Origin of the sequence: Cryobacterium sp. M96 (genome assembly GCF_002929845.1) — a bacterium.
Lineage (GTDB): Bacteria > Actinomycetota > Actinomycetes > Actinomycetales > Microbacteriaceae > Cryobacterium > Cryobacterium sandaracinum.
In genome coordinates this window covers 13,666-36,780 of sequence record NZ_PJJS01000050.1, presented here as the reverse complement: position 1 = coordinate 36,780, position 23,115 = coordinate 13,666, and the positions used below count along the sequence as shown (strand labels likewise).

General features: G+C 69.9%; 20 protein-coding genes and 1 pseudogene. 7 read left to right on the top strand and 14 right to left on the bottom strand.

Annotation, left to right across the window (positions count from 1 at the left end):
- Positions 1 to 36 precede the first annotated feature (36 nt).
- On the bottom strand, positions 37 to 510 hold the full coding sequence (locus tag CXY79_RS10390) for an 8-oxo-dGTP diphosphatase (protein ID WP_104101066.1): 474 nt from the start codon (positions 508 to 510) through the stop codon (positions 37 to 39).
- A 61-nt stretch (positions 511 to 571) separates the two neighbouring features.
- Between CXY79_RS10390 and CXY79_RS10385 the strand changes: the two genes are divergently transcribed.
- Entirely contained in the window at positions 572 to 826 is a 255-nt protein-coding gene (locus tag CXY79_RS10385; protein ID WP_104101065.1) for a mycoredoxin, read from the top strand.
- An 89-nt stretch (positions 827 to 915) separates the two neighbouring features.
- Here CXY79_RS10385 and CXY79_RS10380 read toward each other — a convergent pair whose 3' ends face one another.
- The 5 genes from CXY79_RS10380 to CXY79_RS16000 form a co-directional block, all read right to left on the bottom strand.
- Complete coding sequence (locus CXY79_RS10380; RefSeq protein WP_104101064.1) at positions 916 to 1,944, bottom strand: 6-phosphofructokinase; 1,029 nt, start codon at positions 1,942 to 1,944, stop codon at positions 916 to 918.
- A gap of 112 nt (positions 1,945 to 2,056) precedes the next feature.
- Positions 2,057 to 4,237, bottom strand: a complete 2,181-nt coding sequence (locus CXY79_RS10375; protein ID WP_104101063.1) for a DEAD/DEAH box helicase — start codon at positions 4,235 to 4,237, stop codon at positions 2,057 to 2,059.
- 204 nt (positions 4,238 to 4,441) lie between these two features.
- Positions 4,442 to 4,777: a DUF6804 family protein gene (locus tag CXY79_RS10370; RefSeq protein WP_104101062.1), complete on the bottom strand. Its 336-nt coding sequence runs from the start codon at positions 4,775 to 4,777 to the stop codon at positions 4,442 to 4,444.
- A complete protein-coding gene (locus CXY79_RS10365; protein ID WP_158250271.1) occupies positions 4,777 to 5,916 on the bottom strand; it encodes a DUF2207 domain-containing protein in 1,140 nt (379 codons plus the stop codon). The genes CXY79_RS10370 and CXY79_RS10365 overlap by 1 nt, the downstream gene beginning before the upstream one ends.
- A complete protein-coding gene (locus CXY79_RS16000) occupies positions 5,913 to 6,116 on the bottom strand; it encodes a hypothetical protein (protein WP_158250270.1) in 204 nt (67 codons plus the stop codon). Before CXY79_RS16000 ends, CXY79_RS10365 begins: the two co-directional genes overlap by 4 nt.
- Before the next feature lie 71 nt (positions 6,117 to 6,187).
- Here CXY79_RS16000 and CXY79_RS10360 point away from each other — a divergent pair, with 71 nt between their 5' ends.
- Positions 6,188 to 6,466, top strand: a complete 279-nt coding sequence (locus CXY79_RS10360) for a metal-sensitive transcriptional regulator (RefSeq protein WP_104101060.1) — start codon at positions 6,188 to 6,190, stop codon at positions 6,464 to 6,466.
- Positions 6,467 to 6,573: 107 nt separating this feature from the next.
- Complete coding sequence (locus CXY79_RS15995) at positions 6,574 to 6,741, top strand: hypothetical protein (protein ID WP_158250269.1); 168 nt, start codon at positions 6,574 to 6,576, stop codon at positions 6,739 to 6,741.
- A 655-nt stretch (positions 6,742 to 7,396) separates the two neighbouring features.
- On the opposite strand, the gene CXY79_RS10350 is transcribed toward CXY79_RS15995, so the two are convergent.
- Positions 7,397 to 8,956 carry an SDR family oxidoreductase gene (locus CXY79_RS10350; RefSeq protein ID WP_104101058.1) on the bottom strand — a complete coding sequence of 520 codons (1,560 nt, stop codon included), beginning with the start codon at positions 8,954 to 8,956 and terminating at the stop codon, positions 7,397 to 7,399.
- A gap of 134 nt (positions 8,957 to 9,090) precedes the next feature.
- On the opposite strand from CXY79_RS10350, the gene CXY79_RS10345 reads away from it, so the two are divergent.
- Positions 9,091 to 9,951, top strand: coding sequence for a TOMM precursor leader peptide-binding protein (locus CXY79_RS10345; RefSeq protein ID WP_104101057.1), 861 nt, complete (start codon positions 9,091 to 9,093; stop codon positions 9,949 to 9,951).
- 177 nt (positions 9,952 to 10,128) lie between these two features.
- Here CXY79_RS10345 and CXY79_RS15990 read toward each other — a convergent pair whose 3' ends face one another.
- The 4 genes from CXY79_RS15990 to nudC are packed head-to-tail and all read right to left on the bottom strand — an operon-like array spanning position 10,129 to position 13,743.
- Complete coding sequence (locus CXY79_RS15990) at positions 10,129 to 10,293, bottom strand: hypothetical protein (RefSeq protein ID WP_158250268.1); 165 nt, start codon at positions 10,291 to 10,293, stop codon at positions 10,129 to 10,131.
- A gap of 9 nt (positions 10,294 to 10,302) precedes the next feature.
- Entirely contained in the window at positions 10,303 to 11,043 is a 741-nt protein-coding gene (locus CXY79_RS10340) for an SGNH/GDSL hydrolase family protein (protein WP_104101056.1), read from the bottom strand.
- Between the two features lie 25 nt (positions 11,044 to 11,068).
- Positions 11,069 to 12,784 carry an ATP-dependent helicase gene (locus CXY79_RS10335; protein ID WP_104101055.1) on the bottom strand — a complete coding sequence of 572 codons (1,716 nt, stop codon included), beginning with the start codon at positions 12,782 to 12,784 and terminating at the stop codon, positions 11,069 to 11,071.
- Positions 12,775 to 13,743, bottom strand: coding sequence for an NAD(+) diphosphatase (gene nudC, locus CXY79_RS10330; RefSeq protein ID WP_104101054.1), 969 nt, complete (start codon positions 13,741 to 13,743; stop codon positions 12,775 to 12,777). The genes CXY79_RS10335 and nudC overlap by 10 nt, the downstream gene beginning before the upstream one ends.
- Before the next feature lie 89 nt (positions 13,744 to 13,832).
- On the opposite strand from nudC, the pseudogene CXY79_RS16485 reads away from it, so the two are divergent.
- Positions 13,833 to 14,594 (top strand): annotated as a pseudogene (locus CXY79_RS16485) (phosphotransferase); the annotation flags it as partial.
- 284 nt (positions 14,595 to 14,878) lie between these two features.
- Here the strand turns inward: CXY79_RS16485 and CXY79_RS10320 are convergent.
- Together CXY79_RS10320 and CXY79_RS10315 are read right to left on the bottom strand one after the other, a co-directional pair.
- Positions 14,879 to 18,307: an ATP-dependent DNA helicase gene (locus CXY79_RS10320; RefSeq protein ID WP_104101052.1), complete on the bottom strand. Its 3,429-nt coding sequence runs from the start codon at positions 18,305 to 18,307 to the stop codon at positions 14,879 to 14,881.
- Entirely contained in the window at positions 18,304 to 21,618 is a 3,315-nt protein-coding gene (locus CXY79_RS10315; RefSeq protein ID WP_104101051.1) for an ATP-dependent DNA helicase, read from the bottom strand. Before CXY79_RS10315 ends, CXY79_RS10320 begins: the two co-directional genes overlap by 4 nt.
- 98 nt (positions 21,619 to 21,716) lie before the next feature.
- On the opposite strand from CXY79_RS10315, the gene CXY79_RS10310 reads away from it, so the two are divergent.
- Both CXY79_RS10310 and CXY79_RS10305 read left to right on the top strand, forming a co-directional pair.
- Positions 21,717 to 21,941: a DUF3107 domain-containing protein gene (locus CXY79_RS10310; RefSeq protein ID WP_104101050.1), complete on the top strand. Its 225-nt coding sequence runs from the start codon at positions 21,717 to 21,719 to the stop codon at positions 21,939 to 21,941.
- A gap of 6 nt (positions 21,942 to 21,947) precedes the next feature.
- Positions 21,948 to 22,256 carry a hypothetical protein gene (locus CXY79_RS10305; RefSeq protein ID WP_104101049.1) on the top strand — a complete coding sequence of 103 codons (309 nt, stop codon included), beginning with the start codon at positions 21,948 to 21,950 and terminating at the stop codon, positions 22,254 to 22,256.
- A 25-nt stretch (positions 22,257 to 22,281) separates the two neighbouring features.
- Here the strand turns inward: CXY79_RS10305 and CXY79_RS10300 are convergent, their stop codons facing one another.
- Positions 22,282 to 22,989: a ferritin-like fold-containing protein gene (locus CXY79_RS10300; RefSeq protein WP_233191421.1), complete on the bottom strand. Its 708-nt coding sequence runs from the start codon at positions 22,987 to 22,989 to the stop codon at positions 22,282 to 22,284.
- Positions 22,990 to 23,115: the final 126 nt, after the last annotated feature.

Here is a 23,115-nt window from a genome sequence, read left to right as displayed (position 1 = left end):
GTGATAAGCCTGACACTCCCGGGGAAGCAGGTCAATTCAAACCGGGTCGACCACCGTGGCCAAGTCGGGGCCGAAGGTGTAGGTGGCCCGCACCGGAATGCCGGCGAGCACCCCCGGCAGCCAGTGCCGGGCGTCGTCCCACATCTCGTCCACCGGTAGCGCGGCCACGTCGAACCAGACCGGGTTCAGCTCGTCGGACTCGCGCGGGGTGCCGCTCCACTGCGTGCAGACGAACACGCTCGATTCCTGGCTCCAGGCTTCCCGGTGCGGAAACAGGTAGGTCAGCAGACCCAACGGGGTCAGGGCGGATGCCGCCACGACCAGGCCGGACTCCTCCTCGATCTCCCGCACCATCGCCTCCACGGCCGACTCCCCCGGCTCGAGCTTGCCGCCGAGGCCGACGATGTTGCCCCGGCCCAGTCCTTTCTTCTTGCGGCCGAGCAGCACCTGCAGGTCCCCCGATGGAGAACGCCGGGTGAGGTAGCCCACGCAGACCTGAGGAAGAGACATGAACCAATGGTAACGAGGTACGGTCCTGCTCCCGTTCAGGCCGGTTTGTTAGGATCCAAGTATGAACTTTGTGCCGGAATCCGGAACCATAACCATGTTCACGACGACCTGGTGCGGCTATTGCACCCGCCTGAAGACCCAGCTGGTCAAGGCCGGCATCGCCTACACCGAGATCAACGTGGAGGAGGTCGACGGCACGTCCGAGCTGGTGATGAGCCTGAACAACGGCAACCGCACGGTCCCGACAGTCCTCTTTCCGGACGGCTCCAGCGCGACGAACCCGTCGCTGGCGCAGGTTCAGGCCAAACTCGCCTGAGTCGGTCCCGGAACGCACGAAGGGGTCCCGGTTGAACCTCCGCCAATCGGCGGAAATCGATCCGGATCCCCTCAGCGCCTGGTGCGGGTTTAGCCGAACAGCACCGCGGCCTCGTCGTAGCGCGCCTGCGGCACGGTCTTTAGACCGATGGTCGCCTCCGCGATGCTGACGATTTCCATGTCGGTGCCTCGCAGGGAAACCATGGAGCCCCACTGGCCGGCGTAGACGGCGTCAACGGCCGCCATGCCGAGGCGGGTGGCGAGCACCCGGTCATAGGCCGACGGAGCGCCGCCGCGCTGGGTGTGGCCGAGGACGGTGGCGCGGGATTCGATGCCCGTGCGCTCCTCGATCATCGGGGCGATCATCTCGCTGATGCCGCCGAGGCGGGGGCGGTTGAACGCGTCGAGGCCCTTGGTCGAGAGCGCCTCCTCCATGCCGGCGAGCTTGAAGCCCTCGGAGACGACGAGCACGGGTGCGCGGCCGCGGTCGCGCACGTGCATAACCCAGTCGCAGATCTGCTCGATGGTCTGGGGCTGCTCCGGGATCAGGATGGCGTGGGCGCCGCCGGCCATGCCGGAGTGCAGGGCGATCCAGCCCACGTGGCGGCCCATGACCTCGACGATCATGCAGCGGCCGTGGGATTCGGCTGTGGTGCGCAGTCGGTCGATGGCCTCGGTGGCGATCTCGACGGCGGTGTTGAAGCCGAATGAGTAATCGGTGGCTTCGAGGTCGTTGTCGATGGTCTTGGGAACGCCGACGATCTGAAGTCCGGCATCCGTCAGTCGGCGTGCCGCGGTGAGGGTGCCCTCGCCGCCGATGGCGATAATCGCGTCGATTCCTTCCGCGTCCATCGTCTTCTGAATGTTAATGGGGCCGCCGTTTTCACCCTCGAACGGGTTCGTGCGGGAGCTACCGAGGATGGTGCCACCCTGACGGGAGAGACCGCGCACGCTGTGCCGGTCCAGAGTCATAAAGTCGCCCTCGACCAGGCCTTTCCATCCGTTGCGAATGCCGACGAATTCGGCATCGAGGACGCGGATGCCTTTAAGGACGGAACCGCGAATAACCGCGTTCAGGCCGGGGCAGTCTCCGCCGCTGGTGAGGATACCAATTTTCATTTGTCGTTGCTCCTTGTTGCACAAGTGATCAGATTGGCGCCCACACCGCCGCCACTCAATGATGGACCCCAAACGAGGCCCGGTTCAAATCCACGCCGGTGAGGGGCGCGTTCTACAACTCCCCGTCGAGTGCCAGGGTCAGCAGGTAGATCAGGGCGCTGGCCTGCACGGAATCGGCGGACGAGATCTCGTCGACGGCGCCGTCCAGGGCGCGGGCCGCGAGGCCCTGCTTGCTGCCGATGAGTTCGGCGATGCGCGCGTCAATGGTGTGGGCGGCGATGATCCGCCACGCGGTGACCGGCTCGTCCTGGCCGATGCGGTGCACCCGGTCGATGGCCTGTGTCTGCTCGGCGGCAGTCCAGCTGAGCTCGGCGAGCACGACGTTGGAGGCGGCCTGGAGGTTGACGCCGACTCCGGCGGCAGAGAGGGAACAGACCACCACGGCCACCCCCTGGTCATCGTTGAAGGAGTCGATGGCGGCCTGGCGGGCCAGTGCGCTTTGGTCGCCGCGCAGGGAGACCGTGCGCAGGCCGCGCTTGGCGAAGATCTCCTCGGCGGCATCCATCACGTCGATGTGCTTGGCGAAGAAGACGACCTTGCCCACCGAGTGCGCCAGCTGCACGGCGTAGTCTGCCGCGAGGGCGGCCTTGGCCTGGCCGATCTTGCGCACCATGGTGAAGACGTTCTCACCGGTCGTCTGCCCCTTCGACTCCTCAAGTTCGGCGTGGGCAACCGCGCGGATGAACGCGGCTCGCTGCTCTCCCTCGAGGACGGGCGGCGTCTGGCCCGGATGGCGGGCGGCGACGAGGGAGTGGTACCGGGTGACCAGGCGGGCGGCGAGCTCCCGCTCGGCCTGGCGGATGGAGCGGCCGAGGTCGTCGTCCAGCTCGACCGGGATGTCGGCGATGCGCTTGGCCGGCAGGTCGGCGGCGACGTCGACCTTGCGGCGGCGCACGATGCCGAGGTCGATCACCGCGGCACGCGCGGCGCTGTAGAACCCGGAGTCGGCCGGGGTCAGCCCGATCGCTTCGAGCTTCTGCATGAGTCTGGGGGCCGGCTTGTCGCCGTCGAGCCAACCGAGGAACTGCCAGATCGCCCGGAAGTCGTCGACGTCGTTGATCAGCGGGGTTCCGGTCAGAGCCATCAGCAGCGGGTTGCCGCCGGGCGTGCGGCGCCGGATCTGCTCAGCCAGGGCCAGCACGTGCTTGGAGCGCTGCGACTGCAGGTTCTTGATAAAGTGCGCCTCGTCGACGACCATGCCCTTGAAGCCCAGGGTGCCCAGCCAGGTGCGGTGCCGGTCGAGCACGTCGTAGTTGACGATGACCACATCGGCGAAGGCGTCGAGCGTGTCGCCGTCGCCGTGGATGACGGTGGCCCGGCGGTTCGGCGTCCACAGTGCGACCTCGCGCACCCAGTTCATCTTGACGACGTTGGGAACGATGGCCAACAGCGGGTAGGCCCCGCTGACGGATGCCGCGAGCAGGCTCTGCGCCGTCTTCCCGAGCCCCGGCTCGTCGGCAAGCAGGTAGCTGCGGTGGCCCAGGCGCGCGCTTTCGACGAACCGGGCCTGGTGGCGCATCAGCTCCATGCCGCGAGGCGAGAGCCGGTCGACGCGGGGTGCCTCGGGCAGGTCCATGCTGGCGGCCTGACCGCCGGAACCATACTCGAAGGATTTGAACAGCGGGCCGATGAGTTCCCAATTGGCCAGGCGACGGCCGGAGACGACCGGCTGGGCCGTCGCGGCGCTGAAATCGGGCGCGAGGAACGGGTTGGCGAGCTGGCGAGCCTTGACCGACTGAGGGATGACCTGGTTGACCGGAATTTCCGGCTTGGCCTCGGCCTCGCGGGTGATGATCAGTTCGTCGGGGGTGAGTTCGGCGCCGGACTCAAGCAGCCAGTCGCGGCGGAACCGCTGCGCGACCGTGGACACGCCGGCATCCGGTTCCAGCAGGGTGATCAGGCTGGTGTCGCGGGCCGCGGTCTTCGCCAGGATCTGGGCGATGCCGTCAAGGCGTTTCAGCAGTTCCGCGCGGTTCGCGTCGGTGAGGTCCTTGTCGCCCTTGACCCGGGCACGTTCCTCGCGCATGAGCAGCGCGATGACCTGGTACTTGGTGCGGTTGGTCGGGCCCAGCTTGGCGCCGACCTGCGCCTTCGCCTCCACCTCGCGCACCTTGCGGGCGAGGATGGGAATGATGGGGGCGTCATCGTCGCGGGAACGAGGTCGCTGCCGAGCGCGACCTTCCGCGGCAACACGGTTGTTCGAACCGGCGGCCTGGTGGCGGGTGTAAGCCATTCTTCTCCAACTTCACAGCAGCACAGCAGACAAAGGCCGTGCTCGACGTGGTGCGGCATCCGTGGACACCGGTGCGATCGATACGTCGAAGCCTGAATCGAGCAACGTGCCAACCCTATTTGCGCCACCGGCATTTGGGATGCAGCGGCGCGGTCAAGACGGTAATCGGGCTTTTTCGACGCGGGTATAGTCTACGCCCGCTGGTCAATCCCGATGCACCGGCACCTTGGTGACGACCCCGACGAGGATGAAGACCAGCGCGGCGATGAACTGGGCGGACACCCAGCCCCGGCCGGACAGGTCGATGACCACGATCGGGTTCCAGAGCACCGCGATCGGCACGAGACCGATCAACCACAGCCAGGCCTTCGCCTGGATAGCGAAGACGCAGAGGATCATCGCGAGGATGCTGACCGCGTAACGGATGATGATGAAACTTTCGGAGTCCAGCAGCGCGAGCCCGCCGAGCAGGATGACCGCCCCGAGCAGACCGGGGGCCAGAGCGGAACGTGTGACTGTGGGTTCGGCCGGGGTGCCCATCAGACGCCTCCTCCTCCGCCGCCGCCTCCACCGCCGACCGAGCCACCTCCACCCGAACCGGAAATGGAGGAACTCGACGCGCTTCCCGACCAGGAGGCCGAGGTGGAGCTCGTGAACGAGCTCAACCCGGCGGCGAACCAGACTGGGTTGAACGGAGCGAACCCAGCGTACCAGTCCGGCTGCGCGTCACTCCGGGCGTAGTGGTCACCGAGAACCTGGGCCCACTCCTTCTCCTGACCGAACAGCACCGCGAACGGCAGCAGGTGCTCATAGAGCTTCAGCACCTGCCCCGGCTGCCCCGGATCGGGCAGGCCGAGAACGGATGCCGGGTCCGGCCGGTAGGGCGACCTCAGCGCTCCCTCGGGGCTCTGCAGCACTCGCAGTTGTTCGGCCTGGGCTATATCGATGTACAGCTTCACGCCGACCAGAGTCAGAATGCCGGTGAGCACAGCGCCGACGAGCAGCCAACGGGGCAGCCGGCCACCCTTCCTCTCCCGCAGCCCGTCGGCCAGCACCTGCTCGGTGACCGCCTGGAGCTGCTTGGCCAGCCCGGCGCCCAGCTTGGTGTCCTTCGTCTTGAGGTCGCGGCTCGTGCCCGCGTGCAGCCCCGGGAACAGCAGCCGGAGCACCGCCTGCTCGGCCGGGTCGAGGTCTCTGGTGTGCAGCAGCTCGAGCAGGTAGTGCTTTGTGCCCTCCCCCTCCAGGACCCGCACATTGCCACGCACAGCGAAGCTGAGCAACTGGGCGGTCATGGCCTTGGTGCTCGTGCGCATCACGTTTCCCGCCATGAGCAGGTTGACGCCCTGCGGCCACAGGTTGATGCCCTGCGGCCGCAGGTACTCGGCGACGACGGTCGGCCGACCCGGTGCGTTCCGCCAGCGGGTGGCCTGGGAGGCGACGGCGAGACCGGCGCCGAGCAGGCCGATCAGGGCCGCTGCGAGGCCGATACCCGGGAACGGGTTCGCCGTGAACGACTGGTCGCGGGGCACGAAGGTGCCGGGCTCGAACCCGACGGCCGGAGTGCGCCCCTCGGCCGGGCCGAGTGCCCCGGCGGTGACGTCGAGCGTGACGTCGACCTGTTCGTAGGTGATGACGTAGATCTGCGCGCCATGCACGAAGACATCGGTGGCGATCGTCACCGGCGCGGGCTGTTGCGCACCACGAACAGGCTGGAGAACGCCATCGCTGCGGCGGAGATCAACGGGTTGATCAGGTTGAACACGGCCAGCGGCAGCGCCGCCCGGCCGTAGCAGAAGGTGCAAAACAGGGTACCCCTGATCACGCGCAGGGTGCGTCGGGACAGCCGGATGACGTCGGGCGTGGCGCCAGGTGGTCGCACGCGATGGTGACGTCGCTGGCAGACGACAGAATACCCCTCCGGGGTATTTGGAATCGCGGTACTGTAGACCCATGATTGACGACATCAAACGGCGTGCCCTGCACCGTGCCCGCATCCTCGAGGGTCAGATGCGTGGTTTGGAGAAGATGATCGAGAACGAGGATTACTGCATCGACATCCTCACGCAGTCCCTGTCAATCCAGAAGTCGCTCGGCTCGCTCAACAAGCTCCTGGTGGACAATCACCTGCAAACCCACGTGACCGAGATGTTCGAGGCCGGGGGCGAGGCTCGGGGGACCGCCATCGCGGAGCTGCTCAAGGTCTTCGAACTCAACAACAACCGAGGCTGAAGCCGGCGGCACCCGCCGCGTTGACATCACCGGTGGAATCAATTAGCGTCTCTGAATGCTCCAAATCCGGGCATCGGTCGTTCCCCCGAGACGAATTGGTTTTCCCATTGACTTCAGAATCTGCATCCCTGCCGAACCTTCCCGGCCACACCGAACACCCCGACATCACGAATCTGGTCGGCGAATACCGCCAGCGCCAGCTCAATCTCTTCCGTGAGCGCCAGCTGGAACTCGAGCCCGACGAGCAGATCTCTGCGCACCTTCCCACGCACTAGCCACTGCGCCCGAGCCACTGCGCAGACTCGCCCCACATCAGATCTGCTGGATCGGCATCGCGTTGCTCGCAACTTTTCCATAGTGCCTCGCCGTGACCGCACCGGCCCCTGAGTGAGTCCTCATCGCTTCGCGGCGTCGCGCGCCCACGATCGGGTCCGACGGCACCGCGTGCACGCGGGTCATCACCGGCAAGGCGGCGAGTGCCCCGGTCGAGGCCCGAGCCGTACGAGTCATGCGGCGCCTCCAGCGATCACCGTTTGGTATCCGGCAGATGGTGTGGCCAACTCAGGAGATCCGCTCGGGGCATGCCGGGCATCCGCGCTGGTTCCGCACTAGTCTGCGGCGGCTGGCGGACCCAGGCGGCGGATGTCCTGAGTTGGCCACACGCGCGGGCTCAGCCGGGCCTGACCGACGTAAGCGTTCGGGGCGCCAGAATCGCCGTCGACTCCGTTCGGGCTGAGTGGCTCCAGGGCCTCGGACTCGGAAAACCGGGCGGTTGGAACGCGGTTTCATACCGCGTCGAGGGCCGGGTCAGGTCAGGGCCCGGTCGGGTCAGGGCCCGGTCGGGTCAGGGCCCGGTCGGGTCAGGGCCCGGTCAGGTCAGGGCCCGGTCAGGTCAGGGCCCGGTCAGGTCAACCTCGGTGAACTCACCGCTCAGGCGGCGCGCTCGGCGACCGGCCGGCCCGATCCGGGGGCATTCGGGGCAGTCGTGGCGTTCGCGTTCGTCACGGCCACCTCCACGGCAGCCTCCCCTACGGCGGCCGCCGTGATCCGATTGGCCATGCCGGTGAAGATGACGCCGTGGAAGGGCAGGATCGCGAACCAGTACAGCCGACCGCCCAGTCCCCGTGGGAAGAAGACGGCGCGCTGACGGTACACGGAGCCGCCGCCCGGCGCCGGATCCGCCGTCATCTCCAGCCACGCCCGGCCGGGAACGCGCATCTCGGCACGGAGACGCAGGAACCGGCCGGTGTCAATGCGTTCGACCCGCCAGAAGTCCAGCACGTCGCCCGTATGCAGGTGGTCGGGGTTTCGACGGCCGCGGCGCAGGCCGACCCCGCCGACGAGCTTGTCCATCCAGCCGCGGATGGCCCAGGCCAGCGGGAATGAGTACCAGCCGTTGTCACCGCCGATGCTCTCGATCACGCGCCACAGGGCTTCCGGCTTCGCGGCGGTGTGCTTTTCCTTGAGGTCGGTGTAGACGAGGTGCCCGGCCCATTCGGGGTCGCTGGGGAGCGGGTTGCTCGAAGCACCCGCGATCGACGCGTTCCGCCAGCTGGTCTCGACGTCGCCGTCGCGCATGCGACCGAGAGCCAGGCGCACGGCGGTGCGATACCCGGTGAGGCCCTCTTTCGGCTGGGGAATGTACTGGTCGATGTCGCGCTCGTGCACCACACAGTCGTTTTGCAGACTTGCGATGATGGGCACGGCCAGGCTGCGCGGGATGGGCGTGACCAAATTGACCCACTGCGATGCGAGCCAGGGCGTGAACACGGGCAGGGACGCGATGGGGCGCTGGCGCAGGCCGGCCTCGAGGGCGTACCCGTTCATCATCTGGCCATAACGCAGCACGTCGGGGCCGCCGATGTCGAAGGTGCGGTTGACGTCGGCGGGAAGCTCCGCCGACGCGACGAGGTAGTAGAGCACGTCACGCACGGCGATCGGCTGGATCTTGTTGCGCACCCACTGCGGCGCCGGCATGTACGGCAAAACGTCGGTCAGGTGCCGGATCATCTCGAACGACGTGGAGCCGGACCCGATGACCACCCCGGCCTGGAGGGCTGCTGTCGGCACACCGGACTCCACCAGGATGCGGCCGACCTCTGCCCGGGAGCGCAGGTGCTGGGACAGCTCCTCGGTGTCCGGGTGCAGCCCGCCCAGGTAGACGATGCGGGAGACGCCGGCCGCGGCAGCGGCCGTAGCCACATTCGTGGCCGCGAGGCGTTCCGTGCTCTCGAAGTCGCCGCGGGTGCCCATCGAGTGCACCAGGTAGTAGAGCACATCGACCCCAGTGACGGCGGATCGCACACTGGCCAGGTCCCCGAGGTCACCCTCGGCGACCTCCACCTGTTCGACCCACGGGACATCCTTCAGCTTCTGGGGTGTGCGCACGAGCACGCGCACGGCGTAGCCGGCTTCCAGCAGCAGGGGAACGAGCCGGCCGCCGATATACCCGGTAGCGCCGGTCACAAGTACACGTCGTTGCGTCGTCATAGCGAAAGCCTAGGGGCGGATGCTGGACTGACGCCGAGGATCGGGCAAACGGCCGCGCCGTGCCGAGCTGCGGCTGTGGGCCAGGGCTGTGGATGACTCGCGCGGGCGCGCGCCGAGTGCGGCATCATCGCCGAATGACACTCCGACTCGATCCCCGGTATCCGGTCGTCTGGCGCTCGCCCGACATCATCCAGGTCGGCGTCGACCACCCGTTGGTCGTGATCACCGCCCTGAGCCCGGGACTCGAGCGGGTGCTCGCGGCCCTGTTCGTGGGGGTGCCCCGCTCCGGAGCACTGATGATCGGGCGGGAGGGCGGGGCCTCCGACGAGGCCATCCTGGCGCTGCTCCGCGCCCTGCGGCCGGCTCTTCTGGTCACCGCCGAGAATGTTCCGGGCCCGGCCCGGATGCCCGAACCGGTCGCCGTGGCACCGCCGCCCAGAATCTGCGTCGACGGGTGCGGGCTCACGGCGGACCTGATCCGCACGCTGATCGGCACCCTGGGTCTGACCCTGGCCAAGACCGACGACCCCGGCACCGGGCTGGCCGTGGTCCTGGGTCACTACGCCCTGGAACCGGAGCGGCACGGGCGCTGGCTGCGCCGGGACATCCCGCACCTGCCCGTGGTCTTCAGCGACAGCGAGGTGCGGATCGGACCCCTGGTCGAGCCGGGGGTTGGCCCCTGCCTGTACTGTCTGGAGCTGGCGCACATGGATTCCGACCCGTCGTGGGCCGCCCTGGCCTGCCAGCTGCTCAGCCGCCGGGCACCCACGGAGACCCCGCGGGCCGGCATCGATGTGGCCGCCCTCGTCGCCGGGATCGGCCACGACCGGCTGGTCCTCGGGCGGTCCACCCTCACGGAGACCGCGCTCATCTTCGACGTGGCGTCCGGCACCCTCAAACGTCGTGGCTACCGGCCGCATGAGTCGTGCGGCTGCCGCACCGTTCCCGGGAACGTGACCGCGCTGCCCGGGGCCGGGCGCCCCGTCCGCGACTGACCGGACAGGTCCAGGTCAGACCCGGTCGCAGACCGGGGCCCAGATCAGGCTCGGGCGAGCCGGATGCCCCGCTCCAGCCCCACGACCAGGGTCAGGTCGAGCAGCGGCCGGGCTTCGGCCCAACCGCCCTCGCCGTGCAGCAGGTAGTTGCCCTCCACCACCACGAGGCGCCGGCGTTCAGCCGGGCGACCAGCGCCTCCCCCACGGTCGACTTTCCGATCCCGGGGCGCCGGCCAGGCCGACGAGGGTGCGCGAGCCGGCATCCGTCGCCTGCCGGGTGCGTTCGAGTTCGACCGCCCGGACGACCGCGACAACCTCGTCCAGGCTACGGAGCAGGGCCATCAGGTGCTCTCAGCCGACCGGGCGGTCGAGTCGGAGGCCGGGCGCGGAGTCGAAGACGAACCGGGCCCAGAGGCGGTAGCCGCGCGCGCTCGGGTGGAACTCGTCGCTGGCGAAGAAACCCTCGACGTAGGGCGGCGGGGTCGGGATCGCGACGACCCCGTCGAGACCCTCGACGGCCAGGCGGGCGCCGGTGTCGAGGCTCGCGGCGTGCCGCGCGAGGGTGGCGCGCAGGGGTTCGGGCAGCAGCGCGAAGCGGTCGAAGCGCGGCATCAGCGACACGAGCACGGCCGCCTGCGGCGCCGCGGCCCGCAGGGCGAGCACGATTCGACGCACATCGTTCGTGAAGGCGTTTCGGGAGCGCAGCCCCAGCGCATCGTTCGCGCCGATGGTCAGCAGGGCCAGGTCGAAGGGCACGGCGGCGGCGTCCGTCAGGAAGCGCTCGCGCACGTCCCGGGCCGTGGCGCCGTTCTCACCGATCGCCCGCCACGTGCTGCCGCGGCCCCAGCGCTCGGCCACCTCGTGGGCGATCCAGCCCGGAAGGGCCTCGCTTTGGGTCTCGGCGCCCACGCCGGCGGCGGTCGAGTCGCCGAGCACGAGGATGCGCAGCGGGTCGGGGCCGGGCCGGGAACCGGTCCACGGGAGGGCGGCGTCGGGCAACCGGGGCGTGTCGCGGCGCAGCCGGCGTGCCTGCGTCACCAGTAATGGCGCGTAGGGCACCGCAGCCAGGCGGGTGAACGGAAAAGTGGGCACGCCCCGAGGCTACCCCGCGCCGGTCTCAGGAGCCGCGGGCGGCGGGCGCACGCACGCCTCGGGCGCCGATCTCGGACAGGAACCGGGAACGCTCTCTGGGGCTGCGCTGCTGGTGGCCCGCAGCAGACCAGCTCAGGGACAGCCGTTTGCGTGCCCGGGTGATGCCCACGTAGAGCAGCCGGCGTTCCTCGTCGATCTGCTCGAAAGTGCCTGCGTAGCTGATCGGCACGAGTCCCTCGGACAGACCGATCAGGAAGACGGCGTCCCATTCGAGGCCCTTCGCCGAGTGCAGCGTCGCCAGGGTCACCGCGGACACCGTGGGTTCGTGCTGGCCGGCCTGGCGCTCCATCAGCTCGTCGGTGAACTGGCGGAATGTGGTCTCTGGGGCTGCCTGGTCGACGAGGCCCATGATCGCGTTAAGCGACTCCCACCGGTCGCGCACCGCGCCCTGGGCCTCCGGCGCACTCTGGCTCCAGCCGAGGGAGCGCAGCACGTCACTGACGGATTTGAACAGCGGTTCGCCGATGATCGAGACGGATGCCGCGCGCAGCTGCATCACCGCCTGCTTGACCTCAGCCAGGTCGAAGAAGCGCTTCGACCCGCGGATCTGATAGCTCACCCCGACGTCGCCGAGGGCAGTTTCGAGGAAGGCGGCCTGCACGTTCACCCGGAACAGCACAGCGATGTCCTCCGGGCGGGTGCCGCCCTCGATCAGCTCGACGATGTTCTGGGCGACGCCGCGGGCCTCGGCCATGTCGTTCGGGTACTCGCGCACACCCGGCTCGGTGCCGATTTCGCTGGCGTGGGCGCGCAGGGTGAGGGCGCCGGTCCGCCCGCGCATGAGCTGGTTGGCCGTGGCGACGATCGACCCCGTCGACCGGTAGTTCTGCTCGAGGCGCACGACGGTGGCGTCCTCCCACCGCTTGGGGAAGTCGAGCAGGTAGTCGCTGCGGGCGCCCGCGAAGGAGTAGATGGTCTGGCTGGCGTCCCCGACGACGCAGAGGTCGCGGCGCTGGCCCAGCCAGAGCGAGAGCAGGTCGTGCTGAAGCGGGGAGACGTCCTGGTATTCGTCGACGACGAAGAAACGGTACTGCTCGCGCACCTGTAGGGCGACGGATGGCTCGGCCTCGATCATCCCGGCCATCGCCAGGAGCACATCCTCGAAGTCGATCTGCTTGCGGTCGTCCTTGAGGCGCTCGTAGGACTCCATCATGGCCAGCACCTGGTCCACGTCGAGCCGGCCGGGCAGGCTGCGCTTGGCGATGCCGGCCCCATACGCCTCAATGCCGATTCCGGAGGTCTTTCGCCACTCGATCTCCGCGGCCAGGTCGCGCAGGGTGGCCGTGTCCAGCTTGAGCTTCAGGGTTTCGGCGGCGTGCCCGAGCAGACGGCCCTTGCCGTCGAGGATGCGGGGCGCCTGGCCGCCGACGACGTGCGGCCAGAAATAGTTCAGCTGCGACAGGGCCGCCGAGTGGAACGTGCGGGCGGCGACGCCCCCGGCGCCGAGTTGGCGCAGCCGGCCGCGCAGCTCCGCGGCGGCGCGCGCCGTGAAGGTGAGGGCCATCACCCGGTTCGGCGAGTACGCGCCGGTCATCACGCCGTAGGCGATGCGGTGGGTGATGGCCCGGGTCTTGCCGGTGCCGGCGCCGGCGAGCATGCACACCGGACCCACGAGCGCCTCGGCCGCCACCCGCTGCTGGTCGTCGAGGCCGGCCAGCAGGGAACCGGCGGTCAGCGCCATCCGTGCACCTTGTCGGGGCCGAAGTCGAGGGGTTCGCCGAGCCAGTGCTCGATGATCACCCGGGCGATCGAGGAACGGCCGGGCAGGATGATGACGTCGCCGGAGGCCCGTAGCTCGTCGCGGCTGAACCAGCGCAGGTCGAGGATCTCCTCCCCGTCGGGGAGCAGGGCCGCCGGAGCCTGGCCGTCGGCGAGCCGGGCCGTGAAGCCGAACATGATCGAGGCCGGGAACGGCCACGGCTGGGAGCCGAGGTAGACCGGGTCGGCCACGCGCAGGCCGGATTCCTCGAACATCTCCCGGATGACGGCCGCCTCGAGCGACTCGCCCGGTTCGACGAAACCGGCCAGGAGCGAGTAGCGGTTGCCCTCCCAGAGGGCGTTCGAGCCGAGCAGGATGCGGTCGTCGGCGTCGGTGATCAGCACGATCACGGCCGGGTCGGTGCGCGGGAACACCTGGCCGCCGCAGTCGGGGCAGCGCCTCGTCCAACCGGCGTTCTCGATCAGGGTGGCCGTGCCGCAGCGCGGGCAGTGGGCGTGGGAGTCGTGCCAGTTCACGACGCCGAGCGTCTCGGTGAACAGTCCCGCGTCGCGGTCGGACAGGGTGGTCGCCACAGGGCGCAGGGACACCCAGAGGGACTCGTCGGGTTCGAGCGCCAGGGCCTCCTCGTCGGTCAGCACGGCCGCGACCAGCGGGGTGCCCACGGGCTCCGGCGCATCTTCGGCCAGGGAACGGCCGAGGTAGAGCCGGAACTCGCCGGCGGGAACTCGGTCGGGAGCCAGCAGGCGCAGTCGGGCGGGGGCGGCGGCCTCCATCAGCGCGGAGCCTCGCCACAGCACGAGCAGGCGCGTGCCGGCATCCGTCTGCAGCGTGTTGAGCAACCCGGGGGTGGCGCGCGCCTCGCCGTCACGGTCGACCGCGTGACGGGAAAGCGGCAGACGGGAGGTGAACGCAAACGACATGGTGCTCCTCGGTCTCGGACAGACTGCCGAAGTTGTGTCGAGGCGTGGCGAACAACCGCGCCGAGGGGAAGTCGACCTAACCTAGAAGTATGGTCAGATCACCTCTCACTCTAGCCGCGCTGGCCACTGCCGCCGTCCCCGGTCTCGACGTCGTCCAGGTGCGTCTGCACGGCACCGTCGCGCGTTCTCGAGGAGCCAGCGGCGCGTTCGAATCCGCACTGCTGATCGACCGCGACGACCGTGCCCTCATCATCCGGGTCCCCGCCTCGCAGGCCGCCGAAACCGAGCAGTCCGCCGATCTGGTAGCCCTGCGCGCGCTCACCGTCGGCAACCGCAGCCGGCTCCCCTTCGACGTGCCGCAGTTCGTGGGCCAGGCGCCGCTCAGCGGCACCCGGGCCGTCGTCTACGAGTTTTTGGAGGGCGATTCCTTCGACGCGGATGCCCTCACCGGCCACGCGGGCGTGTCCGGTTCGATCGGCCGCGCCATCGCCGCGGTGCACTCACTGCCGACGGCCTTCGTCGGCACCGCCGGGTTGCCTCAGCAGAGCGCTCAGGAATGCCGTACCGGAACCATCACCTTGATCGACCGGGCGGCCACCACCGGCTACCTGCCCGCCGCGATCCTGCGCCGCTGGGAACAGGCCACCGACGACGACGGGCTCTGGCAGTTCGCGCCCTGCGTGGTGCACGGGTCGTTGTCGGCTGACTCGTTCCTGATCACCGACGACTCCGTCTCCGGGGTTCTCGGCTGGTCCGCCCTGAGCGTGGGCGACCCGGCCCGCGACCTGCACTGGCTGCTTTCCTCCCGCGGGGCGGCCGGCGAGACCGCCGTCGCGTCGTACGCGTCGGCCCGCCAGGGCAACGACCCGAGGATCACGCAGCGCGCGATGCTCTACGCCGAGCTGGAGCTGGCCCGCTGGCTGCTGCACGGCACGGACACGCGCAGCCAGGGGATCGTCGACGACGCCGTGGCCATGCTCGACGGTCTGGTGGACAACGTGCACCAGGCTACGTCGCATCCGTTGTCACCGGCCACCGGCCCGATCCTCGATGTTGCCGGGGTGGAGAGCATGCTCAAGTCCACACCGCGCGGCATCCCCCGCCGCGACCTGGGTGGTTCCATGCACACCGACGCCTACAACCTGTCGGAGTTCGGCGGCGAGTTCGAGGACGACGACGAGACCGGCTCCGGTTCGGGTCCAGGCTCGTCGTCATCGTCATCGGCCGACGATGCCACCACCGGCGCGCTCGACACCGTGGGCGATACCGCCTTCAGTCGAACGGACGACCAGGCCCGCACCAGGTCCTCCTCGGAGTAAAGCCGGTCGGGGGCGACGATCGTGTCGTCCGCGACGAAGTAGAACACCGCGTCGACGATCTCCGGGTCGATGCCCTTCCAGCGCGCATAGGCGAGCCGGTACAGGGCCAGCTGGGTCTGCTTGAGCTCGAGGTCCGCGGCGCTCGAAGGCGCCCGGCCGGTCTTCCAGTCGACGACCTGGTAGCCCGTCTCGGTGCGGTAGACCGCGTCGAGCTTGCACACGAAGACCTGCCCGGCCAGCACGTGGTGGATCTCGATCTCGACCTCTTCGGGCTGCACCGACGCCCACGGCGAGTGCTCGAAGGTACGCTGCAGCCGTTCGAGCTGGGCCTGCTCCAGCGGCTGGTTCTGGTCGAGGTCGAGGTCATCGGGGCCCTGGTCACCGAGGTCCAGTTCGCTCTCGTCCGCGTCGATCAGGTCGCCGCCCGACGCCCCGCCGGCGCGCTGTTCCACCCAGGAGTGGAACAGGGTGCCCAGCCGGGTGGCCCGGTACGGTCGCTCGGGCATGGGGCGGCGCAGGGCGGCGGCCACCCCCACCGGGTCGTCGATGTAGTCCTTGAACCGGGAAGCCGGAATGCGCGTGGGCAGCGGGACGGCGCCCACGCCGGCGAGGCGCAGCATCCGTTCCTCGAGCAGCAGGGTGACCGCGTGGGACCACCGGGTGTCGCGTTCGCTCTGCGCTTCGGCGCGCACCCGGGCGGCCGCGGCCTCGACGAGGGGCCGCCGCGTGCCGAGCGGGTCGAAGGGCCAGTGCTCGTCGACGCCCTCCCCGGTGTCGGGTTTCTCGTCGTGCTCGCTGCCCTCCGGCAGCGCGGCGATCAGCCCGGCCTCGGCGAGCTCTTCGAGGTACCGACTGGGGGCGCGCACGGTGCTGCCGCCGCCCCAGTACGATCCGGTGAGCAGCAGCTCCTCCTGGGCGCGGGTCGTGGCCACATAGATCAGGCGCCGCTCCTCGTCGTCGTGGCGGGCGGCGAGCTGCTCTTTGTACGCTTGAAATTCTGTGTCGAACGACAGCTGGGTCTCATGCTCCTGCCAGGCGAGCTCGGGCAGCTCGGCCCGGTCGCCGCGGAACGGGTAGGGCAGCTCGCCGAACTTCAGCCAGCCGGCCCCGTCCCGGGTCTGAGCCGGCAGGCTCTTCTCGGTCAGGTTGGGGATGGCCACATAGTCCCACTCGAGCCCCTTGGCCCCGTGGATGGTGAGCAGTTGCACGGTGCCGCTCTCGCCCGGCTCGATCCGCGGGCCCAGGTCGTCGTAGGCGGCGGCCCTGCCCAGCCAGCGCAGGAAACCGGCGAGGCTGCCGACCTCGTCGCTGGCAAGGAAGGCGGAGACCGTGTCGTGGAAAGCGTAGAGGTTCGCGAGGCCCAGGCCGTTGGTCTCGTTGGCGACGAGTTCCACGTCGAGCAGGAGCTCCTGCTCGATCAGCCGCACGAAGTCCAGCAGCGGCAGGCCGGCCCGCGCGCGCAGCCAGGCCAGCTGGCGGCCGGCGGCCCGCACCCGGGCCCGGCCGGTGTCGCTGAAGCCCGCGAGCTGCCCGTGGGTCTCGGGGGCGGCAGCCACGAAGTCGAGGGCGTCGACGAGCGACGCGCCCTCGTCGACGGCGACGGATGCCCGCATCTTGTCTTTGAGTTCCTGTGTCACCGCCTGCTGGGCCCAGTCGTGTGCCGCCAGCCAGCGCGCCACGGCCGCGAGGTGCTGCAGGTCGCGGGGGCCGACCCGGTAGCGACCGCTGGCGAGCAGTCGCACCAGTTCGCTGCCGGCGGCGGGATCGTGCACGACCCGCAGCACGCAGATGACGTCGGTGACCTCCGGGGTGGAGAGCAGGCCGCCGAGGCCGAGCACGTGGGCGCGGACGCCTTGCTCCCGCAGCACCTCGGCGAAGAACTCCATCTCGCGCCGGGCCCGGAAGAGCATCGCGCCGGACTTGTCAGTGCCGCTGGTGAGGCGCGTGGCGAACCAGTCCGCCACGACCCGGGCCTCGTCGGCGATGGTCTCCAGCATCGACGCCTCGACCCGCCCGTTCGCCTTACCGGCCGGCACCGCGAGGGTGTCGACCTGGATGCCGTCGGGCCGGGCCCGGAGCGCCTCGCTCAGCGGCGCCACCAGCGCGTTCGCGGTGTCGAGCACCGTGACCGGGTTGCGCCAGGTGACGGAGAGGCTCATCGACGGCGACTGGCGGTTGGAGAGTCCGGCGAAGCTCTGCGAGAAACCCAGCAGGTTCGCCGAGCTGGCCCCGCGCCAGCCGTAAATGGACTGGTGCGGGTCACCGACGGCCATCACCGGATGCCGGCTGAAGAGGGTGTGCAGCAGCTCGGTCTGCAGCACCGAGGTGTCCTGGTATTCGTCGAGCAGCACCACCCGGTACTGGTCGCGGTAGCGAGCGACGACCTGCAGGGTCTTCTGGCAGACCTGCAGGGCGAGAGCCACCTGGTCGGAGAACTCGATCAGCCCGAGCCGGCGCTTCTCCACTGCGAAGCGTTCGGCGAGCTCGAACAGAACCGGCAGCGGCTCCACCGCCGCGAGTGACTCGGCGACCGAGGCATACGGGATCTTTTTGCGCGGGTTGCCGTAGGGCAGGTCTCGCAGATAGCCGAAGCCGGCGGAGAGGCCGGTCAAGTCGTGCGGCGCGGCCGGAACGCCTGGAACAACGGGCGGGGGGTTCTCGGCGAGGGAACGGCTGAAGGCGAGCACGGCATCCGTCACCGCGTCGAGCTTCTTGCCGAAGGGTACGAGCCGGCTGTCGCCGTGCTCGATCACCACTCGGCGGGCCAGCAGCCAGGCGCTGGTCTCGCTGAGAAGCACCGACTCGGGTTCGCGCCCGAGGAGCAGGGCGTTGTCGGTGAACAGGCGGCTGGCGAACGAGTTGTACGTCGACACCGTGGGCATGTTGAACAGGTCGGAGGAATCGATCGTGACTACCCCCGCTGCGGGCGCCGGCGGCTTCGGCAGCAGCCCCTGCGCGTCGAGCTGGTCGATGCGGTCGCGGATGCGCTCGGACAGTTCGCCGGCGGCCTTGCGGGTGAAGGTGAGGCCGAGGATCTGGTCGGGCCGGGCGTGCCCGTTGGCGAGCAGCCAGAGCACCCGATTGGCCATGGTCTCGGTCTTGCCGCTGCCGGCCCCAGCCACCACGAGGGTGGGCGTCAACGGCGCCTCGATCACGGCCTGCTGTTCATCCGTGGGGGGGAACATGCCCAGCGTCGCAGCGATCTGGCGGGCCGAGATGGGCGGCGGGGTGACGGACTGGTTCATGAGCTGACCTGCTTGATGACGTGGATTCGGCAGGACCCGTGCGAGCGCGGGTCGAGGCAGTGGGAACTGATTTCGGCGAGGAAGGTGGCGCCGCCCATGCCGGCGGCGTCCCAACCGACCCGGCTGCGGAAGGCCGCAAGCTCCTCAGGGGTGAAGGTGGACTGGGTGGGATTGCGGTAATTCTGCTTGACCGTGCCGCTGGACACGATCAGGAGGCGAGCGCCGGCGAGCGGCATTCCGGCGGGGATGTTCTCGATGGCACCCTCGCTGAACGCGAGCTGGTAGGCGCCGAGCTGCGGGTGCAGGGCCACCCCGGCGTCGCTGATCGGGTCGCCGCGGCCCGTCTTCAGGTCGACGATGACCGCCCGCCCGTCGCCGAGCCGCTCGACCCGGTCGACCGTGCCGGACAGCACGGCGCCGTCGACGTCGAGCTGGAAGGTGCCCTCCGCGCTGAGCAGGCTGCCACCGCCGTGTTCGAAGTCGAGCAGGTAGGAGGCGAGCCGGTCGGTCAGCGCGCGCGCCTCGACTTTCTGCACCCGGGACTGCCAGTCGGCGTCGAACTGAAGCTCACCCCAGCGCGCCTCGACGCCCTTCCAGAGCGCGTCGGGGCTATGACTGGTGGAGTCTTCCATCACCTTGTGGATGATCGTGCCGAGGTTCGCGGCGGTGTTGGACGTGCCGCCGCCGACCTGCCCGATCACCCAGTGCAGCGGGCAGGTCTCGAAGGCCGCCATCCGCGACGGCGAGACGCGCACCGGGGCGTCGCCGGCCTCCCGGTCGTTGAGCGGGCGCACGGTGCTGGGCTCGTTCAGGCCGTACCACTGGTCGGGGGCGGCACCGACCACGTTCTCCCGGGCCAGCCGGGCCAGGGTCGCTGCGGCATCCGTGGCCCGGCTCGCGGCCTCGTCGCCGTGGGCCGCGGTGCCCCGGGTCAGATCCCGGCGGAGCCGGCCCACCAGGCCGCGCAGGGAGAGCGGGTAGCGGCTGATGTCGCCGGGCTCCGGAGCCGTGCGCGGTGCGGGCTTCGGCAGCAGCCGTAAAAACACCGACGGCTGGTTCTCCTCGTTGTCGATGGCAGTCACCAGCAGTTCGCTGCGGGCGCGGCTGGCCGCCTGGGCGAACATGCGCAGCTCGTCGTGCAGCACGGTGGTGCGGGCGCCGGCCTCCTCCGGGCGCCGGCCGGCGGCGAGCGCGGCCAGGTCGCCGCCTCCGAGCAGCGAACCACGGATGCGCAGGTCGGGCCAGACGTTCTCCTGCACCCCGGCGATGACGACGACGTCGAATTCGCGGCCGATCAGGCCGCTCGGGGTGGACACGATGACCGCGTCGCCCAGCGCGCGCGGGGCGAGGGTGTCTTCGGGCACGTCGGTGTCGACAAGGTGTTCGAGGAACAAAACCGGCGGGGCGGTCGGGGTGCGCTCCACGTAGCGCTGCGCGGCGGAGAAGAGCTCCACCACGGCGTCGAGGTTGTGGTTGGCCTCGTCGGCGACGATGCCCGTGCCGGTGGACTGGTCCTTCCACTCCCGGGCGAGGCCGCTTCGTTGCCAGAGACCCCAGAGCAGTTCCTCGATCGTGGCGCCGGCAGCGTATTCCACGGCGGCCGCCCGAAGGCTCTCCCCGCAGCTGGCGGCCCGGCGGGCCGTGCGGTTGTCGATGGCGGCGAACAGGCCGGGGTCGCCGAGGGCCTCCACCAGGAGCTCGTCGGCGGAGCGGTTCCGGTCACTGCTGAGTTCCTGTTGGCGCAGCGCGGCACGCAGGCGCCGCAGGGTGATCGGGTCGAGGCCGCCGAGCGGGCCGCGGAGCAGCAGGGTCGCCTCCTCGGGCCCCAGGGGTGTGCGGCCCAGGGTCACCTCGAGCGCGAGGATGAAGGCCCGCACGGCGTAATCGTCGCGGAGCGCGGTCTGCGCCGACGACACCTGGGTGGGCACCTCGAGCGCGGCGAGCCCCTTGGACAGGGCGGGCACGAGCGAGCCGCTGCGCACGACGACCGCCATCTGACCCCACGGAATGCCGCCGAGCACGTGCCGCTCCCGCAGCCGGCGGGCGATCACGGCGAGCTGGTCGGCGGGGCTGTCCGCGAGCATGGTCTGCACGGGTTTCGGCTCCCCGGCAGGCTCGGCCTGGTCCGCCTTCCCTCCGGGCTGGACTGCCTGCGCGGCCGGGTCAGCCACGCCGACGGCGAACCGTTGCGTGCCGGCCGAGGCCGCGCCGATGCGGTGCGTGAGACCCCGCACCACCCCGCGGATGGCCGCGTCGTGCCGGTACACCGTGCTGAGAACCAGGGTCGGCAGCACGGCGCCGGACAGGTACGCGCCCAGCCGGCCGAGGGCATCCGGGTGGGCGCCGTGGAAGGAACCGGTGCTGATATCGGGGTCGCCGAACGCAATGACGCCCACGCCGCGCGCCGCGAACTGGGCGAGGAGGGTCAGGTTGGCCTGGGTAAGTTCTTGCGCATCGTCGAGCAGGATCAGGCGCAGGCTGCCGAGCGAGCCGAGCGCCGCGGAACCGGCCGGGGCCCGGGCCACGATGGCCGCGGCGAACTGGGCCAGTTCGGTGGAGTCGTACTGGCCGGGGCGGGACTGGTCTTTCACGTCGTCGTAGCCGCGGATGAACTCGGCCGCGGCCACCCACTCCGGGCGCTGCTCGCTGCGGCCGAGAGCCGCGAGCGCCTCCGGGGTGACGCCGTATTCGACGGCGCGCATCATCAGGTCGCGCAGCTGCGTGCGGAACCCGCGCAGGCTGCGCACGTCGGCGCCGAGGCTGTCGGGCCAGTCCGGTGCGGCGTGCCGCGACTCAGGGTGTGACTCGATGTGCTGCGACCCGCCCTGCGCTTCGGCCTGCTGCGCTTCGGCGTGGTCCTGCCGGTGCCCCTCGAGCAGCTCCGCGATGATCTGGTCTTGTTCGCCGCCGGTGAGCAGGGTGGGAGCCGCGCCTCCCGCCCGGGCCAGGGCATCCCGCACGATCTGGAACGCGACCGAGTTCGCGGTGCGGGCCAGCGGGCCGTTGGTGGGCACGCCGAGGCGCAGCGCAAGCCGGTCACGCAGGGCCGTCGCTCCCGTGCGAGTGGGCACCAGCACAAGCACCTCGCTGGGCGAATACCCGTGGCCCCGCACGCACTCGGCGACGAGTTCGACCAGCGTGGTGGTCTTGCCGGTGCCGGGTGCGCCGATCACGGAGGCGCTGACTCCCGAGGTGTGGCGTCGACCACCGGGCAGGGCAGGCTGCGCTACCAGCGCAAGAACGGCGCGTTGCGAGTCGTCGAGAACGACCGTTTCTTGCTCGGTACGGAGCGGGAGTCCCAGGGTTGTCACGTTTTCAAACGTAACGGGTTGCGCCGACAGTGAACGATGTCGGCCCGGTGCGCGGTTCTGTCGTAATCTGGGCGCTTAGGCAACGAAAGGCGCATCTGGTGGATATCCGCATTGGCATCTTCAATTCTCCCCGTGAGATTGGCTTCGAGACCTCACAGCCCGCGAACGAGGTCGAGGAAACGGTCGCTGCCGCCCTCGCCGGGCAGACCGGGTACCTGAAGCTCTCCGACAGCAAGGGCAAGGTCTATATCGTTCCGACCGTCGGGCTCGCGTACGTGGAGCTGGGCTCCGAGGAGTCCCGCCGCGTCGGCTTCGTCGCCTGACCAACCGTGGAACTGCTCTTCATCGCCCTCGGCGGTGCGGTTCTGGGGATTGCCGCACGGTATGCCATTCCGGGGCGCCGCGCACACGGTGCAGTCCTCGTCCCGGCGATCGGCACCATGGTCGCGTCCGTCGTCTGGGTGGCGCTGAGCTGGCTAGGCGCGCCCTTGGACGGTGGCTGGATCTGGTGGGTCACCCTCGGGGTGACCGCACTGGCATCCGTCGCAGCCGACCTGGCCCTGGTGCGCACGCGCACCGCCGGCGACGAGCGGATGCTGCACACCCTGATGCGCGACGGGCACCCGGCCCGCGCGTGACGAAGGCTCCCCGTGCGGCCGGCGGTCAGGCGGTCAGGCCGAGTCCGTCCATGCGCCGCGTGTGCGCGGCGATGAGCTCAGTGAACACGGGTTCGATCCGGGACTCCGCTGCGGTGATGCCCTCCATCGGCAGAGCCGAGCGGGCGACCAGCAGGGTGTCCCCGACCAGGCGTCGTCCCCACAGGGCCAGGTGCGACCCGAGCGCCGGGGCGGCGCCGATAGCAGCCTTCAGGTGGGTGACGAGAACCTCCGTGCCGGCGTCCTGGCCGAGCAGGTGCGCCACCCGCGGGCCCACATCGCCGGGCAGCCCGTCGGACAGCCGGATGAAGAAGTCGTCGAGCAGTCCCCCGGCGAGATAGCAGCTGAGCAGCAGTTCGTTCCAGTCGGCGCCGGCCGTCTGCTCGCGGAACGCGTCGAGGTGGGGCGCGAACGGGGCCATCACCTCGGACGGCTCACCGCCGCGGCGGCGGATCTCGGCCACGAGCCCCTGGTGCTTGGCGAGGGCCCGGCCGGCGGCGACGCTCAGCGCCTCCTTCGCGGTGAGGTCCGGAGCGATCGCGATGGCCAGGGCGAGGTTCTCGAACATGCCGAGTTGGAAGTATGCCGCCTGGCCGAAGTAGGGCAGCAACTCCGGCGTGAAACCGGCGATGTCCATTTTCGTGGTCGACTGACGTGCCCGCCGCGCCGGTTGCCGGGGTGCCTCCACGCGCTTCTTCCGCCCATCGATCCACATGATCACAGGCCCAGCTTAGAACAGTGTCGTGCCGCCACCGCGGGTTCCGGCCCACGCTGGGCGCATCGGCGCGTCCGGGTCCGGTATAAGAGACTTCACAGGGCCGCCCGATAGGCTGGGACCACG